Source organism: Archangium sp. (assembly GCF_036277355.1).
GTDB lineage: Bacteria > Myxococcota > Myxococcia > Myxococcales > Myxococcaceae > Archangium.
In genome coordinates, this window is the sequence record NZ_DASUNC010000044.1 from 1 (window position 1) to 22205 (window position 22205).

Annotated in this window: 18 protein-coding genes and 1 pseudogene; 9 read left to right on the forward strand and 10 right to left on the reverse strand. The window is 69.5% G+C overall.

Going from position 1 to position 22205, the window contains the following annotated elements:
- Positions 1–38: 38 nt before the first annotated feature.
- Positions 39–671: pseudogene (locus VFZ09_RS11140) on the forward strand (hypothetical protein).
- Positions 672–685: 14 nt separating this feature from the next.
- Here VFZ09_RS11140 and VFZ09_RS11145 read toward each other — a convergent pair.
- Positions 686–1777, reverse strand: coding sequence for a sensor domain-containing diguanylate cyclase (locus VFZ09_RS11145; protein ID WP_329727511.1), 1092 nt, complete (start codon positions 1775–1777; stop codon positions 686–688).
- A gap of 46 nt (positions 1778–1823) precedes the next feature.
- Between VFZ09_RS11145 and VFZ09_RS11150 the strand changes: the two genes are divergently transcribed.
- Together VFZ09_RS11150 and VFZ09_RS11155 are read left to right on the forward strand one after the other, a co-directional pair.
- The gene (locus VFZ09_RS11150; protein ID WP_329727512.1) at positions 1824–2447 is read left to right on the forward strand and encodes a Maf family protein; all 624 of its coding nucleotides are present in this window, start codon (positions 1824–1826) and stop codon (positions 2445–2447) included.
- The gene (locus VFZ09_RS11155; RefSeq protein WP_329727513.1) at positions 2444–3109 is read left to right on the forward strand and encodes a YggS family pyridoxal phosphate-dependent enzyme; all 666 of its coding nucleotides are present in this window, start codon (positions 2444–2446) and stop codon (positions 3107–3109) included. The genes VFZ09_RS11150 and VFZ09_RS11155 overlap by 4 nt, the downstream gene beginning before the upstream one ends.
- A gap of 34 nt (positions 3110–3143) precedes the next feature.
- On the opposite strand, the gene VFZ09_RS11160 is transcribed toward VFZ09_RS11155, so the two are convergent.
- Positions 3144–3350 carry a hypothetical protein gene (locus VFZ09_RS11160; protein ID WP_047859028.1) on the reverse strand — a complete coding sequence of 69 codons (207 nt, stop codon included), beginning with the start codon at positions 3348–3350 and terminating at the stop codon, positions 3144–3146.
- A 289-nt stretch (positions 3351–3639) separates the two neighbouring features.
- Between VFZ09_RS11160 and VFZ09_RS11165 the strand changes: the two genes are divergently transcribed.
- Genes VFZ09_RS11165 through VFZ09_RS11175 form a run of 3 tightly spaced genes read left to right on the forward strand, consistent with a single transcriptional unit; the run spans position 3640 to position 7089 of the window.
- On the forward strand, positions 3640–4449 hold the full coding sequence (locus VFZ09_RS11165) for a DUF3108 domain-containing protein (RefSeq protein WP_329727514.1): 810 nt from the start codon (positions 3640–3642) through the stop codon (positions 4447–4449).
- A gap of 29 nt (positions 4450–4478) precedes the next feature.
- Complete coding sequence (locus VFZ09_RS11170) at positions 4479–6164, forward strand: DUF4091 domain-containing protein (RefSeq protein WP_329727515.1); 1686 nt, start codon at positions 4479–4481, stop codon at positions 6162–6164.
- A gap of 28 nt (positions 6165–6192) precedes the next feature.
- Positions 6193–7089: a DUF3108 domain-containing protein gene (locus VFZ09_RS11175; RefSeq protein ID WP_329727516.1), complete on the forward strand. Its 897-nt coding sequence runs from the start codon at positions 6193–6195 to the stop codon at positions 7087–7089.
- On the opposite strand, the gene VFZ09_RS11180 is transcribed toward VFZ09_RS11175, so the two are convergent.
- Positions 7079–7447, reverse strand: a complete 369-nt coding sequence (locus VFZ09_RS11180) for a hypothetical protein (protein ID WP_329727517.1) — start codon at positions 7445–7447, stop codon at positions 7079–7081. The two genes, VFZ09_RS11175 and VFZ09_RS11180, sit on opposite strands and share 11 nt — an antisense overlap.
- Positions 7448–7720: 273 nt before the next feature.
- Between VFZ09_RS11180 and VFZ09_RS11185 the strand changes: the two genes are divergently transcribed.
- Entirely contained in the window at positions 7721–8347 is a 627-nt protein-coding gene (locus VFZ09_RS11185) for a MarR family transcriptional regulator (RefSeq protein WP_329727518.1), read from the forward strand.
- Here the strand turns inward: VFZ09_RS11185 and VFZ09_RS11190 are convergent.
- The 5 genes from VFZ09_RS11190 to VFZ09_RS11210 all read right to left on the reverse strand — a co-directional run bounded on the left by VFZ09_RS11190 (position 8236) and on the right by VFZ09_RS11210 (position 16625).
- The gene (locus VFZ09_RS11190; RefSeq protein WP_329727519.1) at positions 8236–10038 is read right to left on the reverse strand and encodes a hypothetical protein; all 1803 of its coding nucleotides are present in this window, start codon (positions 10036–10038) and stop codon (positions 8236–8238) included. The two genes, VFZ09_RS11185 and VFZ09_RS11190, sit on opposite strands and share 112 nt — an antisense overlap.
- Positions 10039–10126: 88 nt before the next feature.
- Positions 10127–10645: a DUF507 family protein gene (locus VFZ09_RS11195; RefSeq protein WP_043403067.1), complete on the reverse strand. Its 519-nt coding sequence runs from the start codon at positions 10643–10645 to the stop codon at positions 10127–10129.
- Between the two features lie 138 nt (positions 10646–10783).
- On the reverse strand, positions 10784–12721 hold the full coding sequence (gene uvrC, locus VFZ09_RS11200) for an excinuclease ABC subunit UvrC (RefSeq protein WP_329727520.1): 1938 nt from the start codon (positions 12719–12721) through the stop codon (positions 10784–10786).
- Positions 12722–12727: 6 nt separating this feature from the next.
- The gene (uvrB, locus tag VFZ09_RS11205) at positions 12728–14869 is read right to left on the reverse strand and encodes an excinuclease ABC subunit UvrB (RefSeq protein ID WP_329727521.1); all 2142 of its coding nucleotides are present in this window, start codon (positions 14867–14869) and stop codon (positions 12728–12730) included.
- A 79-nt stretch (positions 14870–14948) separates the two neighbouring features.
- Entirely contained in the window at positions 14949–16625 is a 1677-nt protein-coding gene (locus VFZ09_RS11210) for a M20/M25/M40 family metallo-hydrolase (RefSeq protein ID WP_329727522.1), read from the reverse strand.
- 172 nt (positions 16626–16797) lie between these two features.
- Here VFZ09_RS11210 and VFZ09_RS11215 point away from each other — a divergent pair, with 172 nt between their 5' ends.
- A complete protein-coding gene (locus VFZ09_RS11215; protein WP_329727523.1) occupies positions 16798–18348 on the forward strand; it encodes a hypothetical protein in 1551 nt (516 codons plus the stop codon).
- A 92-nt stretch (positions 18349–18440) separates the two neighbouring features.
- Here VFZ09_RS11215 and cysS read toward each other — a convergent pair whose 3' ends face one another.
- A complete protein-coding gene (gene cysS / locus VFZ09_RS11220; protein WP_422653092.1) occupies positions 18441–19907 on the reverse strand; it encodes a cysteine--tRNA ligase in 1467 nt (488 codons plus the stop codon).
- Positions 19908–20109: 202 nt separating this feature from the next.
- Here cysS and VFZ09_RS11225 point away from each other — a divergent pair, with 202 nt between their 5' ends.
- Positions 20110–21441 (forward strand): FHA domain-containing protein, encoded by a 1332-nt coding sequence (locus tag VFZ09_RS11225; RefSeq protein ID WP_329727525.1) that lies wholly within the window; start codon positions 20110–20112, stop codon positions 21439–21441.
- A gap of 93 nt (positions 21442–21534) precedes the next feature.
- Here the strand turns inward: VFZ09_RS11225 and VFZ09_RS11230 are convergent, their stop codons facing one another.
- Positions 21535–22179: a hypothetical protein gene (locus VFZ09_RS11230; protein ID WP_329727526.1), complete on the reverse strand. Its 645-nt coding sequence runs from the start codon at positions 22177–22179 to the stop codon at positions 21535–21537.
- Positions 22180–22205 lie beyond the last annotated feature (26 nt).

Sequence of the window (22205 nt, forward strand, 5' to 3'; positions counted from 1 at the left end):
CGAGTTCTTCCGGATGCTCACCTTCTGAAGGGGCGGCCATGGGGTGGCTCACCAACGTTCTCATCGAAAACAAGACGTTTGAAAATGAGCGGTTGGAATTAACAGACAAGGATTCGCTCTACTTCCTTGGACCCAACCTGACGCTGCGCAACTGTACTGTTGTCCTGAAAGTGCCCGCCAGACGCCTGCACGTCCTCGGCGCACGGTTCATCGACTGCACCTTCGAGGTGAAGCAGGAGTTGATCAACCACCAGGACTGGATAACGTCTTCACTCAAGGGCTGCCGGTTCAAGGGGCGGCTGTCGGGGTGTGACTTCGGGCACTGGCCCGAGTACGGCAAGGAGTCGGAGTACCAGTTGGGCTCCATCGAGGACTGAGACTTCTCCGAAGCCCGTCTGGATGGCTGCCGCTTCATGGGGTGTGACCCCCGGACCCTCCGCTTTCCCAAGTGGCCCTGCTTCACCTTCCTGGACCCCAGCGGCCGGGCTCCCGAGCTACGTCGCGGCAAGTGGCCCGGTCTGTTTGGCAGTGTCGTCGTGGACGAGCTCCACGACCAGCCGCCGTCCACGGTGGTGCTAACGAAGTACGCTCCCGCCGTCGCGAAGAAGCTCGAAACCACCCCGGAAGAGCTCAGGGCCGTCATCGAGCAGTTCGACTGTTTCGTCTACTGACGCGCGCCGCCGCCCTACTTCTTGCGAGGCATCATGGCCACGCCGCCGGGCATGTCCGCGTGCGGCACCGCGAGGCACACGTCGTCCCGGCCCCTCGCCTTCGCCGCGTACATGGCGAAGTCCGCCGCCCGCACCAGGTCCACCGACGACAGCGCGTGCTCCGGATACGTCGCCACCCCGAGGCTCGCCGTCAGCTGCAAGTCGAGCCCCGCCGCCTCCTGGAAACGCCGGTTGCGGAAGGTGTCGCGGATGCGCATGGCGCTCGTCATCGCCCCGTCCGTGCCCGTCTCCACCAGCAGCAGGGCGAACTCGTCCCCGCCGTAGCGGAACACGTAGTCCAGCTGCCGGCAGCAGGAGACGAGCAGCTCGCCCACCTCCTTGAGCACCGCGCTGCCCACCAGGTGGCCATGCGCGTCGTTGATGGACTTGAAGCGGTCCAGGTCCAGGAAGATGAGCGACACCGGGTGGTGGAAGCGCTGCGAGCGCCGGACCTCGTGCTCCAGCTGCGCCCGCAGGTGCCGGGCGTTGTACACGCCCGTGTGCTCGTCGGTGATGGTGAGCTCCTGCACCCGCCGGAAGTTGCGCGCGTTCTCGATGGCGATGGCCGCGAAGTCCGAGATGGCCGTCAGCGCCATCAGGTCATCCTGCGTGAAGGGCCGATCCGTGGCCCCGTTCACCAGCTCGATGACGCCCAGCACCCGGCCGCGGGCGATGAGGGGCACCGCCACGATGGAGCGGGTCCGGAAGGCCGAGACCTCATCGAAGCGGGAGGCGAACAGCGGGTCGCGCGTCACGTCCTCCACCAGCCGGGCCGTGCCCGTGGAGAAGACCGCCCCGGCGATGCCCTCGCCCGGGGTCAGCTGCAGCCCCTTGAGGAGCTCCGCCCCCTCCCCCACGGCGATCTCGAAGTAGAGCTTGCCCGTGCGCTCGTCCTGGAGCAGCAGGGACCAGTTGCGGGGCCTGAGCAGGCTGCGCACCTTCTCCATCATCAGGTTCAGCACCTCGCGCAGCTCGAGCGTCGAGGTCAGAGCCTTCGCGATGTCGTTGTAGGCGGCCAACTGCTCCACCGTGCGCGTCATGGCCGCGAGCAGGTCCGCGGGATTCATCCAGGGTCCACTCCAGGGCGCAGTTCTGCTAGAGGCGAGCCGTAACATGCACACCTCAGTGGGTCAAACCCGGCTCGTTCTCGCGTCCGCTTCGCCGCGGCGGCGCGAGCTCCTCGGCCAGCTCGGACTGGCTTTCGACGTGTCCGCGGCGGACATCAACGAAACCCCCCACCAGGGCGAGGCCGCCACAGCCTACGTGCTGAGGCTGGCCCGCGAAAAGGCCCGAACGGTCGCCACCCGGAATCCGGGTTCCTGGGTGTTGGCCGCCGACACCACCGTCGTCCTCGGGGAGGAGCTGCTCGGCAAGCCCCACGACGAGGCCGAGGTCCGCGACATGATGCGTCGACTGTCGGGTAGGGCACACGAGGTCCAGACCGGCGTGGCGCTCGCCGGCCCCGGGGGCGAGCACTCCGGCGAGCATCCCGGCGAGCACTACACGGTGGTCCGCACCCGCGTCACCTTCCGGCCCCTGAGCGAGGGCGAGATCGCCTGGTACGCCAGCACCGGCGAGTCCCTGGACAAGGCCGGTGGCTACGCCATCCAGGGCAAGGGCGGCTTCCTCGTGGCGGGCATCGAGGGCAGCCCCACCAACGTCATCGGCCTGCCGCTGGGCGAGACGCTGGAGCTGCTCGCCCGGGCCGGCGTCCCCCTTCCCTGGAGCAAGCCATGAGTGAAGTCGCCGAGCGGTTGGAGCGGATTCGGGCCCGGGTGGCCGCGGCCTGTGCCCGCGCGGGCCGGGAGCCCGGCTCCGTCACCCTGGTGGCCGTGTCCAAGCTGAAGCCCGCGGCCCTCATCCGCGAGGCGTACGCGGCGGGCCAGCGCGACTTCGGGGAGAACTACGCGCAGGAGCTGCGGGACAAGGCCGCGGAGCTGGCCGGCCTCGAGGGCCTGCGCTGGCACGCCATCGGGCCGCTGCAGACGAACAAGGTGAAGTACGTGGCCAAGGCCGCCCTCTCCTTCCACGCGCTGGACCGGCTGGAGGTGGCCCAGGAACTGTCGCGCCGCCGGCAGGACTCGCCCATCCCCTGCTACGTGGAGGTGAACGTGGGCGGCGAGGCCAGCAAGAGCGGGCTGGCCCCCGAGGCGCTCGGGCCCTTCCTGGAGTCCGCGCGCGCACTGCCGGGGCTGCACATCGAGGGCCTCATGTCCCTGCCCCCGCCCACCGAGGATGAGCAGGTGGCCCGGGGTTACTTCCGCACCCTCCGGGAGCTGGCCCGCCAGCACGGGCTGACGGGCCTGTCCATGGGCACCACCCACGACTTCGAGCTGGCCATCGAGGAAGGGGCCACCCTGGTGCGCGTGGGCACCGCCATCTTCGGCGAGCGCACCTGAGCGCGGGGGCCCCCACCCGGGGCTCACCGCCCGCTCACACTTCCTTGAACTTGAAGCGGCCGTTGTCCTGGGCCTTCACCAGGAACTCGCAGCCGCAATAGTTGCAGAGCAACTCCTGGCCGTCCGCGAGCGCCTCCTCGAGCGGGTTGTTGGCGTTGCACTCGGGGCAGTCGAAGTCCTTACGGCCGTTCTTCGAGCCCGAGTCCTTCTCGTCCTCGTCCTCGTAGTAGTCCAGCGGCATCGCGTCCCTCCTGGGCCGGGCTCGGGCTCCACGCCGGCCGGGCTCGGCCCAGGCTAGCAGCCTCGCGGGGGGAAGGGCTCCTCCACTCCACCGGACGGGGGCTCGGGCCTGGCCGCATGCTGTCCTACCGGCTCCCTCATGCCCCCCACACCGGCATGCACAAGCGGGGGAATTCTGCGGTTGAATGGGCCACCCCGCCATTCGTCCATGAGCAGGCAGTCGGAGAAGCGCGGCTGGCGGTGCGGTTGGCACCCCGGCCAGCGGCTGCCTACCTTGCCAGGAGCCATTGATGCGCATGCAGTCCAAGGGAATGTTCACCGGGATGCTGTTGAGCCTCCTGATGTCGGGGGCTGCCCTCGCCCAGGGTGGGACGTCGTCCGCCTTCGGCCCCGGTGAGCAGGCGCGCTACCGCATCCAGTACCTCGGAGTCACGGCGGGCTCGGCGCAGGTGACGGTGGGCGCCCCCATGAAGCAGTGGGGCAAGGAAGTCTGGCCCATCGTGTCGCTGGCGAAGTCGGAAGCCATCACGGGCGTGTGGCCCGTGAAGGACAAGTACGTCTCCTACTGGGACTTCGGCACGCAGCGGGTGTTGGGCTCGGACATGCACGAGGACCAGAACAACAAGCGCCGCCGCGTGCGCGTGAAGCTGGCCGAGGACGGCAAGAGCGCCCAGGTGGTGAAGCAGAAGGAGGGCGAGACGCCCCGCGAGTCCTCCCATGAGCTGCCAGAGGGCACGCTCGACGTGGCGGGGGCCACCTTCGCGCTGCGCAACCGCGTGCTGGAGGTGGGCCAGGAGTACGCCTACCCCGTCTTCACCGGCTCGAAGAGCTTCATGATGAAGGCGAAGGTGGAGGCCCGCGAGACGCTGGACACGGCCGTGGGCAAGCAGGACGTGTTCCGCATGCGCGTGTACACGGAGTTCTCCGGCAAGCTGGCCTCCAAGCGCGACATGGTGGCCTGGTTCACCGCGGACGCGCGCCACCTGCCGGTGCGCATCGAGGCGGAGCTCGTCCTGGGCTCGCTCGTGGCGGAGCTGACGGAGTACCAGCAGGGGAAGATCATCGCGTCGGCCACGGCGACGGCGCGGAACGGAACGTAGAGCGGCCAGAGGCCGCGGAGGGGGGGAACATGGGGGCGGGTTGGGCGATGGGGTGGCTGCTCGCGGAGATGCTGACCGCGGCGCCCGAACCTCGAGTGGTCTCCGCGCTGGAGAAGGTGCGGCCCGGCGTCGAGCTGAAGGGAGAGAAGGAAGCCCGGTTGAGCCTCGCGCGCGGTGAGTGCGAGGCCGCCCAGGTGGTGCTCCCCCCGGGCAGCGCGAAGCTGAAGGTGAAGCCGCTGGCCCTGCGCGGACCCGAGGGCAAGACGTTGGAAGCCTCGGTGTGGCGCGAGGCGTACCTGGACGTGAAGACGCCCTCCAACTCCCAGGGCCGTACGGGGTTGTGGCCGGACCCGCTGGTACCGGTGGAGTCCTCGCCCGGGCCGGAGGGAGCGCCCCACGTCCTCTACGTGGAGCTGTGCGCTCCGGAGTCCCAGGCGCCGGGCACGTACCAGGGCGCGCTGCTCGTGGAGGCCGGAGGCAAGGCGTTGGCGCCCGTGCCCTTCACCGCGGAGGTGCAGCCCTTCGTGCTGCCCGCCACGTCCTCGCTGCCCAACAGCTTCGGCATCTCGCTCTACAGCATCTCCAAGGCGCACGGGCTGAAGCCCGAGTCTCCCGAGGCCCGCGCGCTGCTGCGCGACTACGTGAGCACCCTGCTGGCCCACCGCGTCAGCGCCCACGGCATGAGCATGGAGGCGCCGCCGGTGCGCTTCGAGGGCGGCAAGGCGGTGGTGGACTTCAGCGCGTACGACGCGGAGATGGCCCCCTTCCTGGAGGGCACCGCGCTGGACTCGGGGGCCCGCTTCACCACCGCCGACGTGCGCGACAGCAAGGCGGCCCGCACCGACGCGGAGAAGTCCGCGTACTACCGCGCCTTCGCCGAGCACTTCCGCCAGAAGGGCTGGAAGGCCCGCCTCTTCTTCTACGCCAAGGACGAGCCCAGGCCCGAGGAAGTGGCCCTCGTCCGCACCCAGGCCCTGCGGGTCCGCGCGGCGAAACAGGACGTGCCCGTGCTCGTCACCGCCCCGCTGGATGACGCGCTGCGTGGCTCGGCGGACATCCTCGCGCCCACGCTCAACTGCTTCTTCCCGCGCCCCGGGCCCCAGACGTGCCGCAACGTCGTCCCGTTGCAGACGCTGCGCGGCAAGCTCGATCCCCACGTGAAGGTGTGGTGGTACCAGAGCTGCAACTCGCACGGCTGCAACGGCGGGCCCGCCCCGGACGCCGCCGCCGAGAAGGCCTACAGCGGCTGGGCCTCGTACATGGTGGACCACCCCACCCCGCTCAACCGCGCCATGGGCCCGCTGGCCTTCCTCTCCGGCGTGGACGGCGAGCTCTATTTCGACACCGTCTTCGCCTACAACACCAAGAAGGACCCCTGGACGGACGTCTTCGAGTTCGGCGGCAACGGCGACGGCACCCTCTTCTACCCGGGCACTCCGGCCCGGCCGGGCTTCTCCCGCCACCAGCCCGTGGTCTCCCTGCGCCTCAAGAGCATCCGCGATGGGCTCGAGGACTACGAGTACCTGCGGCTGCTGGAATCGCTCGGGGAGCAGACGTTCGCACGGGAGGCCGCGCGGCGGCTCACCCGCTCGGGCTATGAAGTGGAGACGGAGGCCCGGCAGTGGGAGCAGGTACGCCGGGAGATGACCCTCCGCTTGAGGAAACGCTGGGAAGCGTCCGAATATGCGAAGCGTTCGGGCGTCCGTCCCAAGTGAATTGGAGACGTCTCACCTGGAATCAAGGATGACCGCCATGCGCACCGCCCTCGCAGCCCTCCTGTTCAGCTTCTCCTCCGCGGCCTGGGCGCAGCTGCCCGACGCGGATGGGCCCGAGGACACCAAGGCTCCCGCCACTCCGGCCCAGGCTCCGGCCGCCCCCGCCCCCGTGCCCGCGTGCGCCCAGCGCCTGCCCACCCTGCGCTCTCCGCTCTCCTTCGCTCCGGGCGAGGAGCTCGAGTTCGACCTCGACGCCATGGGCGCCACCGCCGGCAAGATGGTCATGTCCGTGCAGAAGAAGCAGGACGGCTCGCTGCCGGTGCAGATCAAGGTCCAGACCAACTCCTTCTTCTCCAAGGTGCGCCGGGTGAACGCCACCGCGATGAGCTACATGCACCCGAAGACGCTGCGGCCCTCGCGCTACACCGAGGAGGCCACGGAGAACGAGCAGCACCGCACCGTGGACGTGGCCTTCAACTCCAAGGAGCGCAGCGTCCGCATCGACTACGTCGTGAAGGGCAAGCCGGGCCGCAGCAACTACGCCTACGAGCACGAGGGCATGGACGTGGCCGGCGCCATCTACATGATGCGCCAGCTGCCCCTGAAGGAGGGCATGCCCGTGTGCTTCGACGTCTACGGCGTGCGCCGCATGTGGCGCATGTCCGCCAGCGTGGTGAAGCGCGAGCACGTGTCGCTGCCGCTCGGCGAGTTCGACGCCTGGCACCTGGCCGGCACCGCCGTGCGCCTGGACAACCCCAAGATGCAGCGCGAGGTCCACGTGTGGATTACCGACGATGACCGCCGGCTGCCGCTCGCGGCCGTGGGCACCATCGACCTGGGGGCCGTGCGCGCCACCCTCACCTCGTACTCCCGCCCGGGCGAGAAGGCCAGACAGGCCCAGGGCAAGGAACAGCTCAAGTGGTAGTCGTCTGACGCATCAACCCCGCCGCCTGCGACAGCCGGCGGCGCACCCGCGTCACCACGTCCATCAGCAGCTCCAGCCGCTCCAGCACGCGCTGCTCGTCCCCCGCCTGCAGCATCCCCATCGGGGAGAGCGCGTCCGGATGGAGGGCCTCGAGCACGTCGGTGAAGTGCGCCTCGACATCTCCCAGCGCGTCGAGCCCCTCGCGCAGGTCGTCCTCCAGGAAGTCCAGGAGCACGGTGGAATCGGCACGCACGGGCAGCACGTGGCCGAGGTGCTCCATCGACTGGCGGAGCGGATCGGCCCCCGAGCGGCGCAGCGTCGCGGGAGCGGCAACGAGGGCGGCAGCGGGTGTTGTCATGTGCGACAAGCTACAGGCCGGTAGCAGGGGGTCAATTTTTCGCTCCCCTCCCGGCGTGGGGCGAAATGTCCCAGCGCCATTTCAGAGGGGCATTTCGCAACGCGAGGACGTGCGCTTTGCCAGCCTCGGAGGCATTGACGCACCACCCCACACAGGGAAGCGAGGGGCGGCACAGGCCTTGCTCAGCGGAGCAGAGCCACTGGCGCCGTGCACCACCTCCCCCGAGGAATCCCCGATGACGCCCCTGCTTGCCGAACCGGCCACGAGCTTCCCATGGGCCCCCTGAAGGAGCTGCACGCGGCCAGCGTCCCCTGCGCCGCGAACGAGAACGAAGCCGCCCCGTTGGACGAGGTGATGGAGTTCCTGCGCCTGTTGTGGGCCGTGGACCAGGGCCTGCGCTCCACCTCCAAGTTCATGGAGACCACCATGGGGCTGACGGGCCCGCAGCGGCTGGTGGTGCGGCTCGTGGGCCAGTACCCCGGCATCACCGCGGGCGGGCTCGCGGAGATCCTCCATGTGCACCCCAGCACGCTCACCGGCGTGATGAAGCGCCTGCAGAAGCGGGGCCTCGTCGAGCGCAGGTCGGATCCGCTCGACGCGCGCAAGGCACTCCTCTTCCTCACCGACGCGGGACGGGCGATGAATGTCCCCTCCGACGGCACGGTGGAGGCCGCCGTGAAGCGGGCGCTCTCCCGCGTGCCGAAAGCACGGCTGGAGTGCGCGCGGGACGTGCTCACCGCGCTCGCCGAGGAGCTGGGCGTCGGCAACGCCCCGCTCTCGTTGGACGATCATGGCGAGGGCGCGGCGCCTGGCGATGACACGGCCGGAGTCGTGGCGGCGGGACTCGTGCCCGCGTTGGGATTGGCGGGCACCAGGCCCGGTACCGAGCCGGCGCCCTGAGTCGTCGTCGGCGCCGTGGCGCCGGGCAGCGTGCCGGAGATGGGCTGGGAGTTGAGCGGCGGCGGTGAGGCGATGAGCGGCACCGCGGGCTGCGCGTTGAGCGGCTGGGGCCCGGCGACGAGCGGCACCGGCTGCTGCACGTTGAGCGGCTGCGGCGTGGCCACGAGCGGCACCGCGGGCGTCTGCACCTGCGCCGGGCTCGGCGTGCGAACCACCCCGGAGGCCACCCGGGTCCCCCCGAAGGCGAACTCCGGCCCGGCCACTCCGGGCACCAGCGGCACCACGGAGAAGGAGCCCTGGGTGGACAGGAAGGTGGACTGCCGCGGCGCCGTCGTCAGCGGCACGAAGCCGTTCAGCGTGGGCTGGGGCAGCTGGTCGCCGCTCTGCCGCGCGGGGTTGTTCTGGAAGGCCTCCGGGACGATGGGCGTCCGCTGGCCGGGGAACTGCGAGTCGAGCTGGCCGGGGGCCCCGGGCTCGTTCGCGTTGAGCGCCACGCGCCCCGGCAGCTCCGGCGTCACGAAGGCATCCGGGACGATGGGCGTGGTCGAGAACCCGGGTGACACCACATCCGGCTGATTGGGGTTCTGCGTGGCGGGCGAGACGCGGCCCGCGTCCAGGAAGGGCTCCAGGAGCGCGCCCTGCTGGGTCGCGGGTCCCGGCAGCGTGGTATCGGCCACCCGCGCCAGGCCCTGGGTCCTCGCCGGATCCGACAGGCCATCCACCGCCCCGAGCTGGGCCTGCACGGCGGCCTGGGCCCGCGGGTTCCCGAACGAAGTCTGCCCGGCCCCGAAAGGAGTCTGGCCGACGCCAAACTGGGTCTGCCCGGCCCCGAACTGGCTCTGCCCCGTCCCCGCCCCACCGGAGCCCCCCACGCCCTGCTGCTGTGACAGGGCGCTGTTGGGAACGGCCCCCAGGGAGGCGCCCCCCGGCACGGGCGAGTTCGGAGGCGCCACCCCGGCGACATTCCCCGCCGTGGGGATCGCCGCCACCGCGGGCACGTCCCGGCCATTCACGGTGATGGCCACGTTGTCGAAGTCGAACTGGATGAAGCCCCGGGGCTCGGCCTCGCGAGGCAGGTTCCACGCCAGCACGGTCAGCTCGGTGTCCCCCGGACGCGCCACGGGCAGGGTCCGGAACGTCTCGTCGTCCGCGTGCGCCCCCTGGTCCAGCGCGGCGGCATGGATGAGGGCCGCGTCCGTGAGCAGCTGCCCGTTGCGCCACACGCGCCCGATGCCCCACAGCGCCGCCGCCGCGTGCACCCGCGACGTGTGGGCGAAGCCGAGCGCCGCCCCGCCGTGCATGTCCTGGCCGAGCACCACCCCGCCCGCGATGGGCTGGGCCGGCGCTCCCGGCAAGGGCCCCATCACGGGCTTCGAGGCCAGGGCCTGGGCCGGCGGGAAGCCCACCTGGTCCAGCTCCACCCGGTACGTGTCCCCGGCGATATCGAAGGTGGCCACCAGGCTGCCGGAATCCCCGTAGGTGGCCCGCGGGTCCGCGATGCGGTCCCGCACGGACAGCTCGGCCCGGCCGGTGCCCCGCTCGAAGAGGTCCGTGAAGGGGGTGGTGCCCTGTGTGAAGAAACCGACGTTGCCCGTCGTCCGCGCGGACACTTCGGGCCCATCGAAACGGAAGCCCCCCGGACTGGCCGCGAGCAGCCCGGTGAGCACGAAGCTGGAGAGGAATCCCGCCATCGACGCTGCCTCCTCCAGGGAGGGTAGGCAGCGGAGGCGGTGGTGGGTGACCCCAAGCGGCCGGGCGGACGAGCGCCCGCCCCGCCCGCTAGATGAGGCCCCGAGCGCGGCGGATCTGCTCCACCGTCTTGTTGTACTCGATGTCGAACGCGCTGGTTCCCTCCTGCAGGTGCTTCAGGCGGGAGCGCGCCTCCTTGTCGATCTCGTCATCCACGTCCAGGTGCTTCTTCATCACCACGTGGATCTTCTGCCGAAGCACGTTGTCGGCGGCATACACCTCCTCGACATTGCGGCTGATGAGGAGGAACTCGATCATCTGGTTGATGACGTATTCGATGCCCTCGTCGCCCATCTTGAAGCCGCGAACGTCGGCCATCTCACGCTTCACCTGGTTGAACTTCGAGTAGTCGTAGCCCCGGCGCTCCAGGGCCTCGCGCGTCGCCTGATTCACGCGCTCCTCGTTCGCCAGGTACTCCCGCATGATGGCGGACAGGTCCATCTCGGCATCAGCCACGCGCATCGGCTCTACCTCGATATCCCCGTCCTGCATCAGCCTCTGGACGACCTCCCGGGAGATGATCGGAATCACCTTCGGATAGAGCCTCATATCGGTCCCTCGCCCCTTGAAGACGTCTCGACTGGACGTGTCCGCTATAAATCAGCGCCAAGCCCAGCCGCAATGAAAAACCCCAGGAACATCGCGGATTCAGCGCACTTTGCGCACCCGCTTTCGACCGGAAATTAATCACGGCGAGCCGGGTGGCGACCCTTCTTCTGACTTTTCGTCCACCAGGGCACCCGCATCCGCCAGGGAGGCTTCGCGGATGGGATCCTCCGAGTCCTCCTCGGGGTGGCCATGGAGGGCGGCGTGAACCCGCTCGGCCAGGGTGGGCCCGAGCACCTCGGCCAGCTCCTCGATGGTGGCCTCGCGCACCCGCTTGAGGGAGCCGAACTGGCGCAGCAGCAGCTTCTTGCGCGTCTCCCCCACCCCTGGAATCTCCTCCAGGACGGAGTGGAAGTTGCCCTTGCGCATGGACTTCTGTTGGAAGGTGATCGCGAAGCGGTGGGCCTCGTCGCGCAGGCGGGCGAGCAGGTACAGCTCCGCCGAGTTCTGCCGCAGGACGATGGGATCCTTGCGGTGGGGGATGAAGACGCGCTCGGGGCTGCGGGCGCTCTCCTCGTCGCGGTCGTGCACTTCCAGGTCCCGGCTCTTGGCCAGCGAGATGATGTCCACGCCCTCCACCCCCAGGTCCTTGGCGGCGGCGAGCGCGCTGGCGAGCTGGCCCTTGCCACCGTCGATGACCAACAGATCGGGCATGTCCCCCTCCTCCTGGCCGCGTTTGAGCCGGCGGGAGATGACCTCGTGCATGCTGGCGAAGTCGTCCTGCGTCTCCAGCGTCTTGATGCGGTAGCGGCGGTAGCGCGACTTGTCGATCTCCCCGTCCGTGGCGGCCACCTGGGAGGCGACGATGCTGGAGCCCTGGAAGTGCGAGATGTCGAAGCACTCCACGCGGCGCGGCAGGTTGCGCAGGTGGAGCCGCTCCTTCAGGCGGTAGAGCACCGCCTCGGTCTCGTCCTTGGTGCGGCGGCGCTCGATGACGGCCTGCTCGGCGTTCTTCTGCGCCATGTCCACCAGGTCCCGCTTCTCGCCGCGCTTGGGCACCATGACGCGCACCCGCTCGCCCTTGCGCTCGGTGAGCAGCGCCTCGAGGCCCTCGCGCTCCTCGATGTCCAGCGGGAGGAGCACCTCCTCGGGGACGAAGTTGCCCTGGTCGTAATAGAGGTTGACGAAGGAGGGCAGCAGCTCCTCGTCGGGGAACTCCTGGCTGCCGAGCGGGAAGGCCTGGCCGCCGTTGAGCCGGCCCTGGCGCACATAGAGGACGTAGACGAGCAGCCGATCCCCCTCGCGGTGGGAGGCGAAGACGTCCTGGTCCTTGAAGTCGGTGGTGGCCACCTTCTGGCGCTCGAGGCTGCGCTCGATGGCGAGCAGCTGGTCGCGGATGCGCGCGGCCTCCTCGAACTTGAGCTCACCGGCGGCCTGCTTCATGCGCGAGCGCAGCCCGTCCACCAGCTCTCCGGCCTTGCCCTCGAGGAAGAGGACCACCTCGTCCACGCTCTTGCGGTAGTGCTGCTCGGGGACGGGGTAGACGCAGGGCGCGGGGCAGCGGCCGATCTGATGCAGGAGACAGGGCCGCTTGCGGTTGGCGAGCACGTGGTCCGTGCAGGTGCGCAGGTGGAAGTAGCGGTTGATGATGCGCAGCGTCTCGCGGATGGCGCTGGCGCTGGAGTACGGGCCGAAGTAGCGCGCGCCGTCCTTCTCGTACTTCCGCACCACCTCCAGGCGGGGATAGGCCTGGGTCCGGTCGAGCCGCAGCGAGATGTACTGCTTGTCGTCCTTGAGGAGGACGTTGAAGCGCGGCTTGTGCTTCTTGATGAGCTCGTTCTCGAGGAGGAGGGCTTCCTTCTCGTTGTGGACGAGCACCGTCTCGATGTCGCCGAGGAACTGATCGAGCAGCGAGACGAAGGCGCGCGTGTCCCCGGTACGGGTGAAGTAGGAGCGCACGCGGTTGCGCAGGTTGATCGCCTTGCCCACGTAGATGATTTCTCCGCGGCGGTCCTTCATCAGGTACACGCCGGGCTCGGTGGGCAGCGACTCCAGCTTGGCTTCGAGCTTCGCGTCCATACGGAATCAGCGGCTCTTCCTCGGTCCGATGCCCGTCTTGCCGTGAGGCGGGCCTCCCCCACCCTTGCCTCCGCGCCGGCCCTTGGGACCGGGCGTGCCGGGCTTCCTCTCGTCGGCGGGCTTCGGCGGGGCCTTGAGCAGCATGCGGCTGGGCGGCTTGAGTCCCAGCTCCATGTCCTTGAGCAGGACGATGCGGTCGCGGATCTCCGCGGCCTTCTCGAACTGCATCTCGTCGGCGTAGTGCTGCATGTCCTGGGTGAACTCGCCGATGAGGCGCTTGATCTCCTTGGGCTCCAGCACGTCGTTGGCCGAATCGGCGGCCATGGGCAGCGCGGACGGATCCGCGTCGTAGAGGTGCTCGGACAGGTCGAGGATGTGGCTCTTGACCGCCTTGGGCGTGATCCCGTGCTGCGCGTTGTAGGCGCGCTGCACCTCGCGGCGGCGGTTGGTCTCCTCGATGGCGAGCTTCATCGAGTCCGTCAGCGACTCGGCGTACATGATGACGCGGCCGTTGAGGTTGCGGGCGGCGCGGCCGATGGTCTGGATGAGGGACACGTGGCTGCGCAGGAAGCCCTCCTTGTCCGCGTCGAAGATGGCCACCAGGGACACCTCGGGGATGTCGAGGCCCTCGCGCAGCAGGTTGATGCCCACGAGCACGTCGAACTCGCCCTTGCGCAGGTCCCGGATGATGGCGGTGCGCTCGATGGCGCCGATGTCCGAGTGCAGGTAGCGGACCTTGATGCCCACCTCGGTGAGGTACTCGGTGAGGTCCTCCGCCATGCGCTTGGTGAGGGTGGTGACGAGGACGCGCTCCTGCTTCGCCACGCGCGTGCGCACCTCCTCCAGCATGTCATCCACCTGGTTGCGCGCCGGGCGGACCTCCACCTCGGGATCCGTCAGGCCCGTGGGGCGGATGATCTGCTCCACCACCACGCCCTTGGACTTCTGCAGCTCGTACTCGGCGGGAGTGGCCGAGACGAACACGGCCTGCTGCACCATGTCCTCGAACTCGGTGAACTTGAGCGGACGGTTGTCGAGGGCGCTGGGCAGGCGGAAGCCGTGCGACACCAGCGTCTCCTTGCGCGAGCGGTCCCCGCGGTACATGGCGCCGATCTGCGGCACCGTCTGGTGGCTCTCGTCGATGAGCACCAGCATGTTGCGCGGGAAGTAGTCCAGCAGGCACGGGGGCGGCTCGTTGGGGAGCCGGCCCGAGAAGTGCCGCGAGTAGTTCTCGATGCCGTTGCAGTACCCCACCTGCTCGATCATCTCGAGGTCGTACATCGTGCGCTGCTCCAGCCGCTGGGCCTCGAGCAGCTTGCCCTCGCGCTTGAACTCCTGGAGGCGCTCGGACAGCTCGTCGCGGATCGTCTGAAGCGCGCTCTTCCGGGTGTCCACCTGGGTGACGTAGTGGCTCGCGGGGAAGATGACGACCTTGTCCAGCGCGCCCAGCGTCTCGCCGCGCAGCGGGTCGAACTCGGTGATCTTCTCCACCTCGTCGCCGAAGAAGCTGACGCGTACGGCGCGCTCCTCCTCGTAGGCGGGGAACACTTCCACGGTGTCGCCGCGGGCGCGGAAGGTTCCGCGGTGGAAGTCGAGATCGTTGCGCTCGTACTGGCTCTCCACCAGCTTGCGGATGAAGCTGTCGCGGCCCAGCTCGGCGCCCACGTTCACGGTGACGGCCATGTCCACGTACGAGCGCGCGGTACCGAGGCCGTAGATGCAGGACACGCTGGCCACGATGAGCACGTCGTCGCGCGTGCGCAGCGAGTGCGTGGCCGAGTGGCGCATGCGCTCGATCTCATCGTTCACGGAGGAGTCCTTCTCGATGAAGGTGTCCGTGGTGGGGATGTACGCCTCGGGCTGGTAGTAGTCGAAGTACGAGACGAAGTACTCGATGGCGTTGTTGGGGAAGAGGGCCTTGAACTCCCCGTAGAGCTGGGCGGCGAGCGTCTTGTTGTGCGCGATGAGCAGGGTGGGACGCTTCACGTTGGCGATGACGTTCGCCATGGTGAACGTCTTGCCCGAACCCGTGACGCCCAGCAGCGTCTGGTAGCGATCCCCGCGCAGCACGGCCTCGGTGAGCTCACCGATGGCGCGCGGTTGGTCGCCCTGGGGCTTGTAGTCGCTGACGAGTTGGAACTCAGGCATGGCTCGGAGGTTTAACACCCGAAGTGCGGGGATGCCGGTTCCAAATCGTCGCTCCGCCCACGACAGGACGGAGCGGGAGCTACTTCGCTCCCTCGCTCCTCAGGGCTTCGAGCGCCTGGAGCCGGGGAGCCTCGAACTCGTCGCCCTTGTTCCAGCGGGGCAGCTCGCGCGTCCGGGCCACGTGGGCCCCGAGGAGGAAGAAGAGCCGCACGTCCTCCACCGCGCCGGAGAAGTCCCAGTCCGGGCCCAGCTCGTCCGAGGGCTGGTGGTAGTGCAGGGCCTCCCACTTCTCGCGGCGCTCCTTGCCCCACCCGGGCGGCCGGCCGATGAAGTCCATGCCGCTGCTGAAGTAGGCGGCGGGGATGCCCAGCCGGGCGAAGTTGTACTGGTCCGAGCGGTAGAAGAAGCCCCGGTCCGGCAACTGGTCCGCCTTGATGGTGCGCCCCTGCGCCCGGGCCAGCGCCGTCAGGGGTGCGTCCAGCGAGGACTTGCCCAGGCCGATGACCGTCACGTCCCGCGTGCGTCCGTGGATGTTGAGCCCGTCGATGTTGATGTTGGCCGCCACGCGTCCCGGGGGCACGGGCAGGTGCCCGGCGAGGTACTGCGAGCCCAGCAGCCCCTGCTCCTCGGCCGCCACCGCCGCGAAGAGGATGGAGCGCGGCGGTGCCTTGGGCAGCACGGTGAAGGCCTCGGCCGCCTCGAGCATGGCCGCCACGCCGGACGCGTTGTCCACAGCTCCGTTGTAGATGGCGTCCTCGCCCGGCTTCGGGTCGTCCTTCATGCCCAGGTGATCATGGTGCGCCGTGTAGAGCACCACTTCCCTGGAGAGCGTGGGGTCGCTCCCCGGCAGCAGGCCCAGCACGTTCGCCGTGGGACGGCGGCGCACCTGGTTGGCGAAGCGCGTGGACACCTTCACCCCCAGCGGCACCGGGTGGAAGTCCCGGCTCCGGGCCGCCGTGCGCAGCGAGTCCAGGTCCTTGTCCGACAGCCGCAGCACCCGGCGCGTGGCCTCGTCCGTCGTCCAGGCCTTCATCTGCAGGCGCGGCGTGTCCTCCGAGGCCGGCAGCTCGAACTGCTCGCCCGACCAGGACGTCTGCACCACCTGCCACGCGTACCCCGCGCTCGGCGTGGTGTGCAGGAGGATGGCCCCCGCCGCCCCCACCTTCGCGGCCTGCTCGTACTTGTAGTCCCACCGGCCGTAGCGCAGCCGCGCCTTGCCTCCGAAGAGCTTCGGGTCGTCCTCCGGATCGTTGTTCAGGATGAGGAGCGTCTTGCCCCTCAGGTCCATCCCCTTGAAGTCGTCCCACTGGTACTCGGGCGCCTGGATGCCGTAGCCCACGAACACCAGCTCCGAGTCCTGCAGCACCGCCTCCGCCGCCTGCACCCCCGAGCTCGCGATGAAGTCGTCGTGGAACCGCAGCTCCGTGCGCTCCGTGGCGTTGCTGAAGGTCAGCGTCTCGGGGTGGCCCGTCATCCCCACCAGCTCGAAGGGTTGCAGGTAGCTGCCGTGGGGACCCGCGGGCTTCAGCCCCAGGAGCTGGAACTGGGTCGCGATGTAGTGCTGGGCGAGGGCGTCACCGCGCGTGCCAGGACCCCGGCCCTCGAGGAGATCCGCGGCCAGGAAGCCCACGTGGGCCCGGAGGTCTCCGGCCTCGATGCTCTGCGCGGCGGCCTTCTCCGCCGCCGTGGTGAGCTGGGCCCGGGCGGCGAGCGGCAGGAGGATCAGGGCGGCGTGGAGCACCAGCATTCGCTTCATGGCTCGTGTGCCCCTACCACGACCTGACCGCTGGAGCGGGGAGGTTCTTCGCCCGGATGGTTGAACGGCGGACCCTGCCCTGCCCGTGCCTCGGACACAGCTCTTACTTGAATTCCAAATATTGGATAATAATGTAGACTTCCCGTCATAACAGAACCGTGGGGAGTTTCCGATGAAACGAGACCTGGCCCGCCGCCCTGCATCGCTCTTGCTCAGTGGGTTGTTGCTGCTCGCGGCCTGTGGAGTCAGCTCCGAGGCGGAGGTGACTCCAGCCGGAGAGCCGCTGGGCACCCGGGAGGCGGCGATCTGCTCCGGTACGAGCGTTTCCACCCTGAGCCTCGCGGGCATCAGCACGTACCAGGGGGAGATGGCGGGGGCGGGGGACTGGGCGGTCACCTATCCCGCCAACGCGGTGCGCCTGGAGTACTACGTCGACGGGACGCTGATCGGCACGGCCGAGCGCTGCAACGCCTCGGGTGGACTGAGCTCCTGCACCGGCTCGGGGAGCTGGAGCTTCAGCCTGGCGGGGGTGTCGTGCGGCGCCCACACGTTCCAGATCAAGGCCTACCCCATGACCATCAGCAGCGCGGGGGATCGCGAGACGTGCTGGAGCAATGTCCGGGTGCTCACCCAGACGGTGGGCGAGAACTGCACCGCCAAGGCCGCCACCACCACCTCCCACTTCTCGGTGGCGCGGGATGGGGAGAACAACCTCTGGGCCTGGGGCGACAACTGGGCGGGCCAGTTCGGGGATGGGACGACGACCACCACTCGCAAGGTGCCGGCGAAGATGCCGGGCATCAGCAACGTCAAGGAAGTCAGCCTGGGCTTCTACCACACGGTGGCACTGAAGCATGACGGCACCGTCTGGACCTGGGGCTACAACGGCTCCGGCCAGCTCGGGGATGGGACGACCACCACCCGCAACACGCCGGGGATCGTGCCAGGGCTCAGCGGCATCGTCGCCATTGCCGCCGGTGGCAGTTTCAATCTGGCGCTGAAGAATGACGGCACCGTCTGGTCCTGGGGCGACAACTGGACGGGCCCGCTCGGAGATGGGACGGAGATCACCCGCCTGTCGCCGGTGCGGGTGGTGGGACTCACCGGCGTCACGGCCTTGGCCGCTGGCATCAATCACTCCGTGGCACTGAGGAATGACGGCACCGTCTGGGCCTGGGGCCGCAACATGGCAGGAGAGCTCGGAGACGGAACGGCCACCGTGCGCACCACGCCGGTGCGGGCGCAGGGTCTCACCGGGGTCGTCTCCATCGCCGCGAGCTACTGGCAGACGATGGCGGTGAAGAGTGACGGCACCGGCTGGGTCTGGGGCCGCAACTGGGCGGGCCAGGTCGGGGACGGGACGAACACCGATCGTTACACGCCGGTGCAGGTCCTCAGCGGCGTCAAGGCCATGAGTGGCGGCTTTGGCCACACGGTGGCGGTGCGGAATGACGGCACCGTCTGGACCTGGGGCGACAACAGCCAGGGCCAGCTGGGCAATGGGACGACGACCGGCCGCAATGTGCCGGGGCAGGTACCAGGCATGAGCGGGGTCTCCACCGTGGCCACGGGCAGCAACGCCGTCTACAACACGGTGGTGGTGAAGAACGACGGCTCCGTCTGGGCCTGGGGCAGCGACAACACGTCGAGCTCGGGCGTCCTCGGTGACGGCGTGAGCAGCAAGAGCTTGACGCCGGTGCGGGTGTTGAACCTCGGCCCGTAGGAGCGCCGGGCCCGGGTTCATCCCCCGGGCCCGTGAGGGGCTCTTGCTCCGCGGTGGGGAGGGTTGAAGGGTGGGCCCTCCTCGCTCCCGCACTACGCCTGCGGAGCCACCTTCCACACGGTGCCCGCCGCCGTGTCCAGGATCTCCACCCCCAGGCCCTTGAGCTCCTCGCGCAGCCGGTCTCCCTCCGCGAAGTTCTTCGCCTTGCGGGCCTCGTTGCGCGCCTGGATGAGCGACTCCACCTTCGCCACGTCGATGCCCCGCTCCTTCACCGCCCGGTCGCGCCGCCTCAGCAGCCACTGCGCCGGCTCGTCCTCGAACAGGCCCAGCACCTTCGACACCTTGCGCACGTCCTCACGCAGCGCCTGCAGCGTGCGCCCCACCTGCGCCTTGTCCTTCACCGGCGGCTTGTCCGTCAGCTCGTTCATCTGCGCGAACAGCCCCGACAACGCCCCCAGCGCTCCCGCCGTGTTGAAGTCGTCGTCCATCTGCGACTCGAACTCGGTGAGGAACCTGCCCGGCTCGCCGTACAACGGACCCTTGCCGAAGTCCTTCCCGCCCACGCGCTCGTCCACCTTGCGCAGCGTCTCGTAGAAGTACTCCATCCGCTGCTCCGCGTCCGCCAGCCCCTTGTCCGCGAAGTTCAGCGGGTGCCGGTAGTGCGTCCCCACGAAGAAGAAACGCAGCGCCTCCGGGTCCACCTTCCCCAGCGCGTCCCTCAGCCGCACCACGTTCCCCAGCGACTTGGACATCTTCGCGCCCTCGAGGTCGAGGAAGCCGCAGTGCATCCAGTAGCGCGCGAACGTCTTCCCGCTCGCGCCCTCGCTCTGGGCAATCTCGTTCTCGTGGTGCGGGAAGATCAGATCCAACCCGCCTCCGTGGATGTCGAACGTCTCCCCGAGGTACTTCGCGCTCATCGCCGAGCACTCGATGTGCCAGCCCGGCCGGCCCTTGCCCCACGGGCTGTCCCACGCCGGCTCCCCCGGCTTCGCCGCCTTCCACAGCGCGAAGTCCAGCGGCTCGTGCTTCTGCTCGCCCGGCTGCACCCGCTCCCCCGCGCACAGGTCGTCCAGGTTGCGCTTGGACAGCTTCGCGTACTCCGGGTAGCGCCTCACCGAGAAGTACACGTCCCCCTGCGACTCGTACGCCAGGCCCTTGTCCACCAGCTTGCCGATGATCCCGATGATCTCCGCCAGGTGATCGCTCACCTTCGGCGAGACGTCCGGCTCCAGCAGGTGCAGCGCCCGGGCGTCCTCCCGGAAGGCCTCCACGAAGCGCGCCGCCAGCACCACCGGCTCCTCGCCCGTCTCGTGCGCCGCCTTGATGATCTTGTCGTCCACGTCCGTGTAGTTGCGGACGTACTTCACCTCGAAGCCCCGGTAGCGCAGGTAGCGCACCACCACGTCGAACGAGGTGAACGTCCTCGCGTTGCCGATGTGGACGTAGCTGTAGACCGTCGGGCCGCAGACGTAGACCCCCAGCTTGCCCGGCACCGCCGGCTCCAGGGACTCCTTCTGCATCGTCATCGTGTTGAAGAGGCGAATCGATGCTGCGGCCACGTGCGATAACCTCCGCTGGTCCATTCCAGGGTTGGAAAGCCGGACTCTAGGACTTCCCCACGTCCCGGACCACAAATGCCTGACAGTGTGAGACAACTCTGATGCCCCGTGGGCACTCCAGGCCGCCGAAAAAGGACTATCCTTCCCCTCCCCTGCCCGCCCCCATCTCCGTCCGCCGTCGAATCTGGGAGAATGCGCCCCCATGAGTCCTCCCAATCCCAAGCGCCCGCCCCGCGCACCCCGCCCCCCGGGGGAGTCGGCCTCGCGCCAGGAGCCGGAGGTCGAGCTCCCCTTCGACGATGACGAGGTGGCCCCCCTCCAGGCGGACGACCCTCGCCCCCAGCGCGTCCCCCAGTTCCCCGCCGGCCCCCGCCGCCGCCCCCGCCGCGGCCCCAGCGGCGCCCCCCGCGAGGGCCGCGACCGCGAGCTGCCCGCCCGCTTCGACTCCGGCGAGTACGAGGACCCCGGCCATACCCCCGCCTTCCTCTACGTCGAGCGCGGCCCCGGCGTCGGCCAGCTGCTCCCCGTCAAGCAGGGCGTCCTCGTGCTCGGCCGCGCCTCCACCTCGGACCTGCGCCTGCAGCACCCCTCCATCAGCCGCCGCCACGCCCAGCTCACCCGCCGCGGCGACCGCCTCACCCTCAAGGACCTCGGCAGCCAGAACGGCACCTACGTCAACCGCACCCGCCTCTCCGGCGAGGTGGAGCTCCGCTCCGGGGATGAGCTCGCCCTCGGCAATGCCATCCTCCAGCTCCGGGGGCCCGGGCCCGCGCCCGCGCGCCCTCGGGCCTCCTCCAGCCGGGCGGGCTCGTCTCTCCGGGTGGGGCTCGGCTCCCGCCGCATCCTCCTGCTCGCCGTCGCCACCGGCGCCCTCGTGGCCGTGTTCCTCACGCTCGCCGCCCTGCGCTTCGCGCGCATGGGCCTCGCGCCGGATTCAGCCGGGGACGTGGAGTCCGGGCAGGTGGCCGAGGCTCCCGCGGAGGCCGCTCCCGAGCCGGAGACCGGGGCCGAGCCGGTCGAGGTGGCTCCCGCCGTCGAGGAGGCGCCCCCCGAGCCCGTGCAGCCCGCTCCGGTGCCCGCGGCTCCGGCCGCGAAGGTGCGGTCCGGGGCGCGGCCGATCAGTGCCCAGTCCATCGCCGAGGGGTCCAAGCCCCGGGAGACCGGGAGGGTGAAGGCGTCGAGTGGCAAGGCCTCCGTGAAGCCCGCTTCCGTTGCGCCTCAGGCAGAGCTCGTCTCCGACGAGGACGCCGAAACCGAGGCCCTCTCCCTCTACGAGGCCGGCAAGGTCGACTCCGCCCTCACCCTCGCCCGGCGCGCCCAGCTGGAGGGCCTGGCCTCGACGCTCGCTCGCTTCCAGGAAGAGTGGCGCGCGGGCAATGCCGCTCTCACCAGCGGCGATCCGGCCTCCGCCATCCCTCATCTCTCCGCCGCTCTCGAGCTCGATCAGCGGATTTCCAAGGGCTGGGGCTCTCTCGCGCCACGGATTCGCAAGGCACTCGCTCAGGCGCAGACGCAGGCGGGGAACAAGCCGTAGACCCTGCACGGGCTCAACCATGGGCCCGGATACCCTCACCCCGTCCCTCTCCCGGGGGGAGAGGGGAAATTGTGTTCTCTCGGGTGATGGGGCTCAGGTGGGTCTTCTCTTCAGGCCCCGGAGCAGCAGCGCGGCGTTTCCGAGCAGGAACAGCACCAGGACCAGTGCCGCCAACAACACCCCCTTGTCCCCTCCCGGCCTCTCCCCTTCCACCACCAGCCACAACCGCCCGTCCCTCGGCTGCACCTCCCCCATCTCCCTCAGCAGCTTGAAGCCCTCCCGGTAGCGCTCCCCGTCCTCCTCCGCCAACAGCCGCCCCCTCACCCCGAAAGGCCGGGAGTCCGGCCTCGGCGGCACCCGCCCCGGAGCCCACTCCTCTCCCGGCAAGGCCCTCCGGCGCACCAGGAACGGGGACTCCCGCAGCCCCACCACCACGTAGACGTCCTCTCCCTCCCGCCCGTACGCCCCTCGCAGCGTCGGCACCCCGTGCAGCTGCACGTAGCGGTTGGATTCCAGGACGTCGTACCGGTACTCCCCCTCCGCCCCCAGCGTCAGCGGCGTGCGCGAGGAGAAGAAGTACGCCACGTCCTTCCACATCAGCCCCAGCAACACCCCGCCCACCACCAGCGCCAAGACCGCCACCGGCGCCTTCACCCCCACCCCACGCCGCTGGATTCGCTCCTCCAGCTCCGCGATGCGCCGGTCCCGCTCCTCCTGAAGCTCCGAGTCACTGGACATAGATGGACATGAAAAAACCCCGGCCC

Excerpts from the sequence above, each read along its gene's own strand:
- VFZ09_RS11145 (WP_329727511.1), bottom strand. The coding sequence starts at position 1,777 with ATGAATCCCGCGGACCTGCTCGCGGCCATGACGCGCACGGTGGAGCAG.
- VFZ09_RS11150 (WP_329727512.1), top strand. The coding sequence starts at position 1,824 with ATGCACACCTCAGTGGGTCAAACCCGGCTCGTTCTCGCGTCCGCTTCG.
- VFZ09_RS11155 (WP_329727513.1), top strand. The coding sequence starts at position 2,444 with ATGAGTGAAGTCGCCGAGCGGTTGGAGCGGATTCGGGCCCGGGTGGCC.
- VFZ09_RS11160 (WP_047859028.1), bottom strand. The coding sequence starts at position 3,350 with ATGCCGCTGGACTACTACGAGGACGAGGACGAGAAGGACTCGGGCTCG.
- VFZ09_RS11165 (WP_329727514.1), top strand. The coding sequence starts at position 3,640 with ATGCGCATGCAGTCCAAGGGAATGTTCACCGGGATGCTGTTGAGCCTC.
- VFZ09_RS11170 (WP_329727515.1), top strand. The coding sequence starts at position 4,479 with ATGGGGGCGGGTTGGGCGATGGGGTGGCTGCTCGCGGAGATGCTGACC.
- VFZ09_RS11175 (WP_329727516.1), top strand. The coding sequence starts at position 6,193 with ATGACCGCCATGCGCACCGCCCTCGCAGCCCTCCTGTTCAGCTTCTCC.
- VFZ09_RS11180 (WP_329727517.1), bottom strand. The coding sequence starts at position 7,447 with ATGACAACACCCGCTGCCGCCCTCGTTGCCGCTCCCGCGACGCTGCGC.
- VFZ09_RS11185 (WP_329727518.1), top strand. The coding sequence starts at position 7,721 with ATGGGCCCCCTGAAGGAGCTGCACGCGGCCAGCGTCCCCTGCGCCGCG.
- VFZ09_RS11190 (WP_329727519.1), bottom strand. The coding sequence starts at position 10,038 with ATGGCGGGATTCCTCTCCAGCTTCGTGCTCACCGGGCTGCTCGCGGCC.
- VFZ09_RS11195 (WP_043403067.1), bottom strand. The coding sequence starts at position 10,645 with ATGAGGCTCTATCCGAAGGTGATTCCGATCATCTCCCGGGAGGTCGTC.
- uvrC (WP_329727520.1), bottom strand. The coding sequence starts at position 12,721 with ATGGACGCGAAGCTCGAAGCCAAGCTGGAGTCGCTGCCCACCGAGCCC.
- uvrB (WP_329727521.1), bottom strand. The coding sequence starts at position 14,869 with ATGCCTGAGTTCCAACTCGTCAGCGACTACAAGCCCCAGGGCGACCAA.
- VFZ09_RS11210 (WP_329727522.1), bottom strand. The coding sequence starts at position 16,625 with ATGAAGCGAATGCTGGTGCTCCACGCCGCCCTGATCCTCCTGCCGCTC.
- VFZ09_RS11215 (WP_329727523.1), top strand. The coding sequence starts at position 16,798 with ATGAAACGAGACCTGGCCCGCCGCCCTGCATCGCTCTTGCTCAGTGGG.
- VFZ09_RS11225 (WP_329727525.1), top strand. The coding sequence starts at position 20,110 with ATGAGTCCTCCCAATCCCAAGCGCCCGCCCCGCGCACCCCGCCCCCCG.
- VFZ09_RS11230 (WP_329727526.1), bottom strand. The coding sequence starts at position 22,179 with ATGTCCAGTGACTCGGAGCTTCAGGAGGAGCGGGACCGGCGCATCGCG.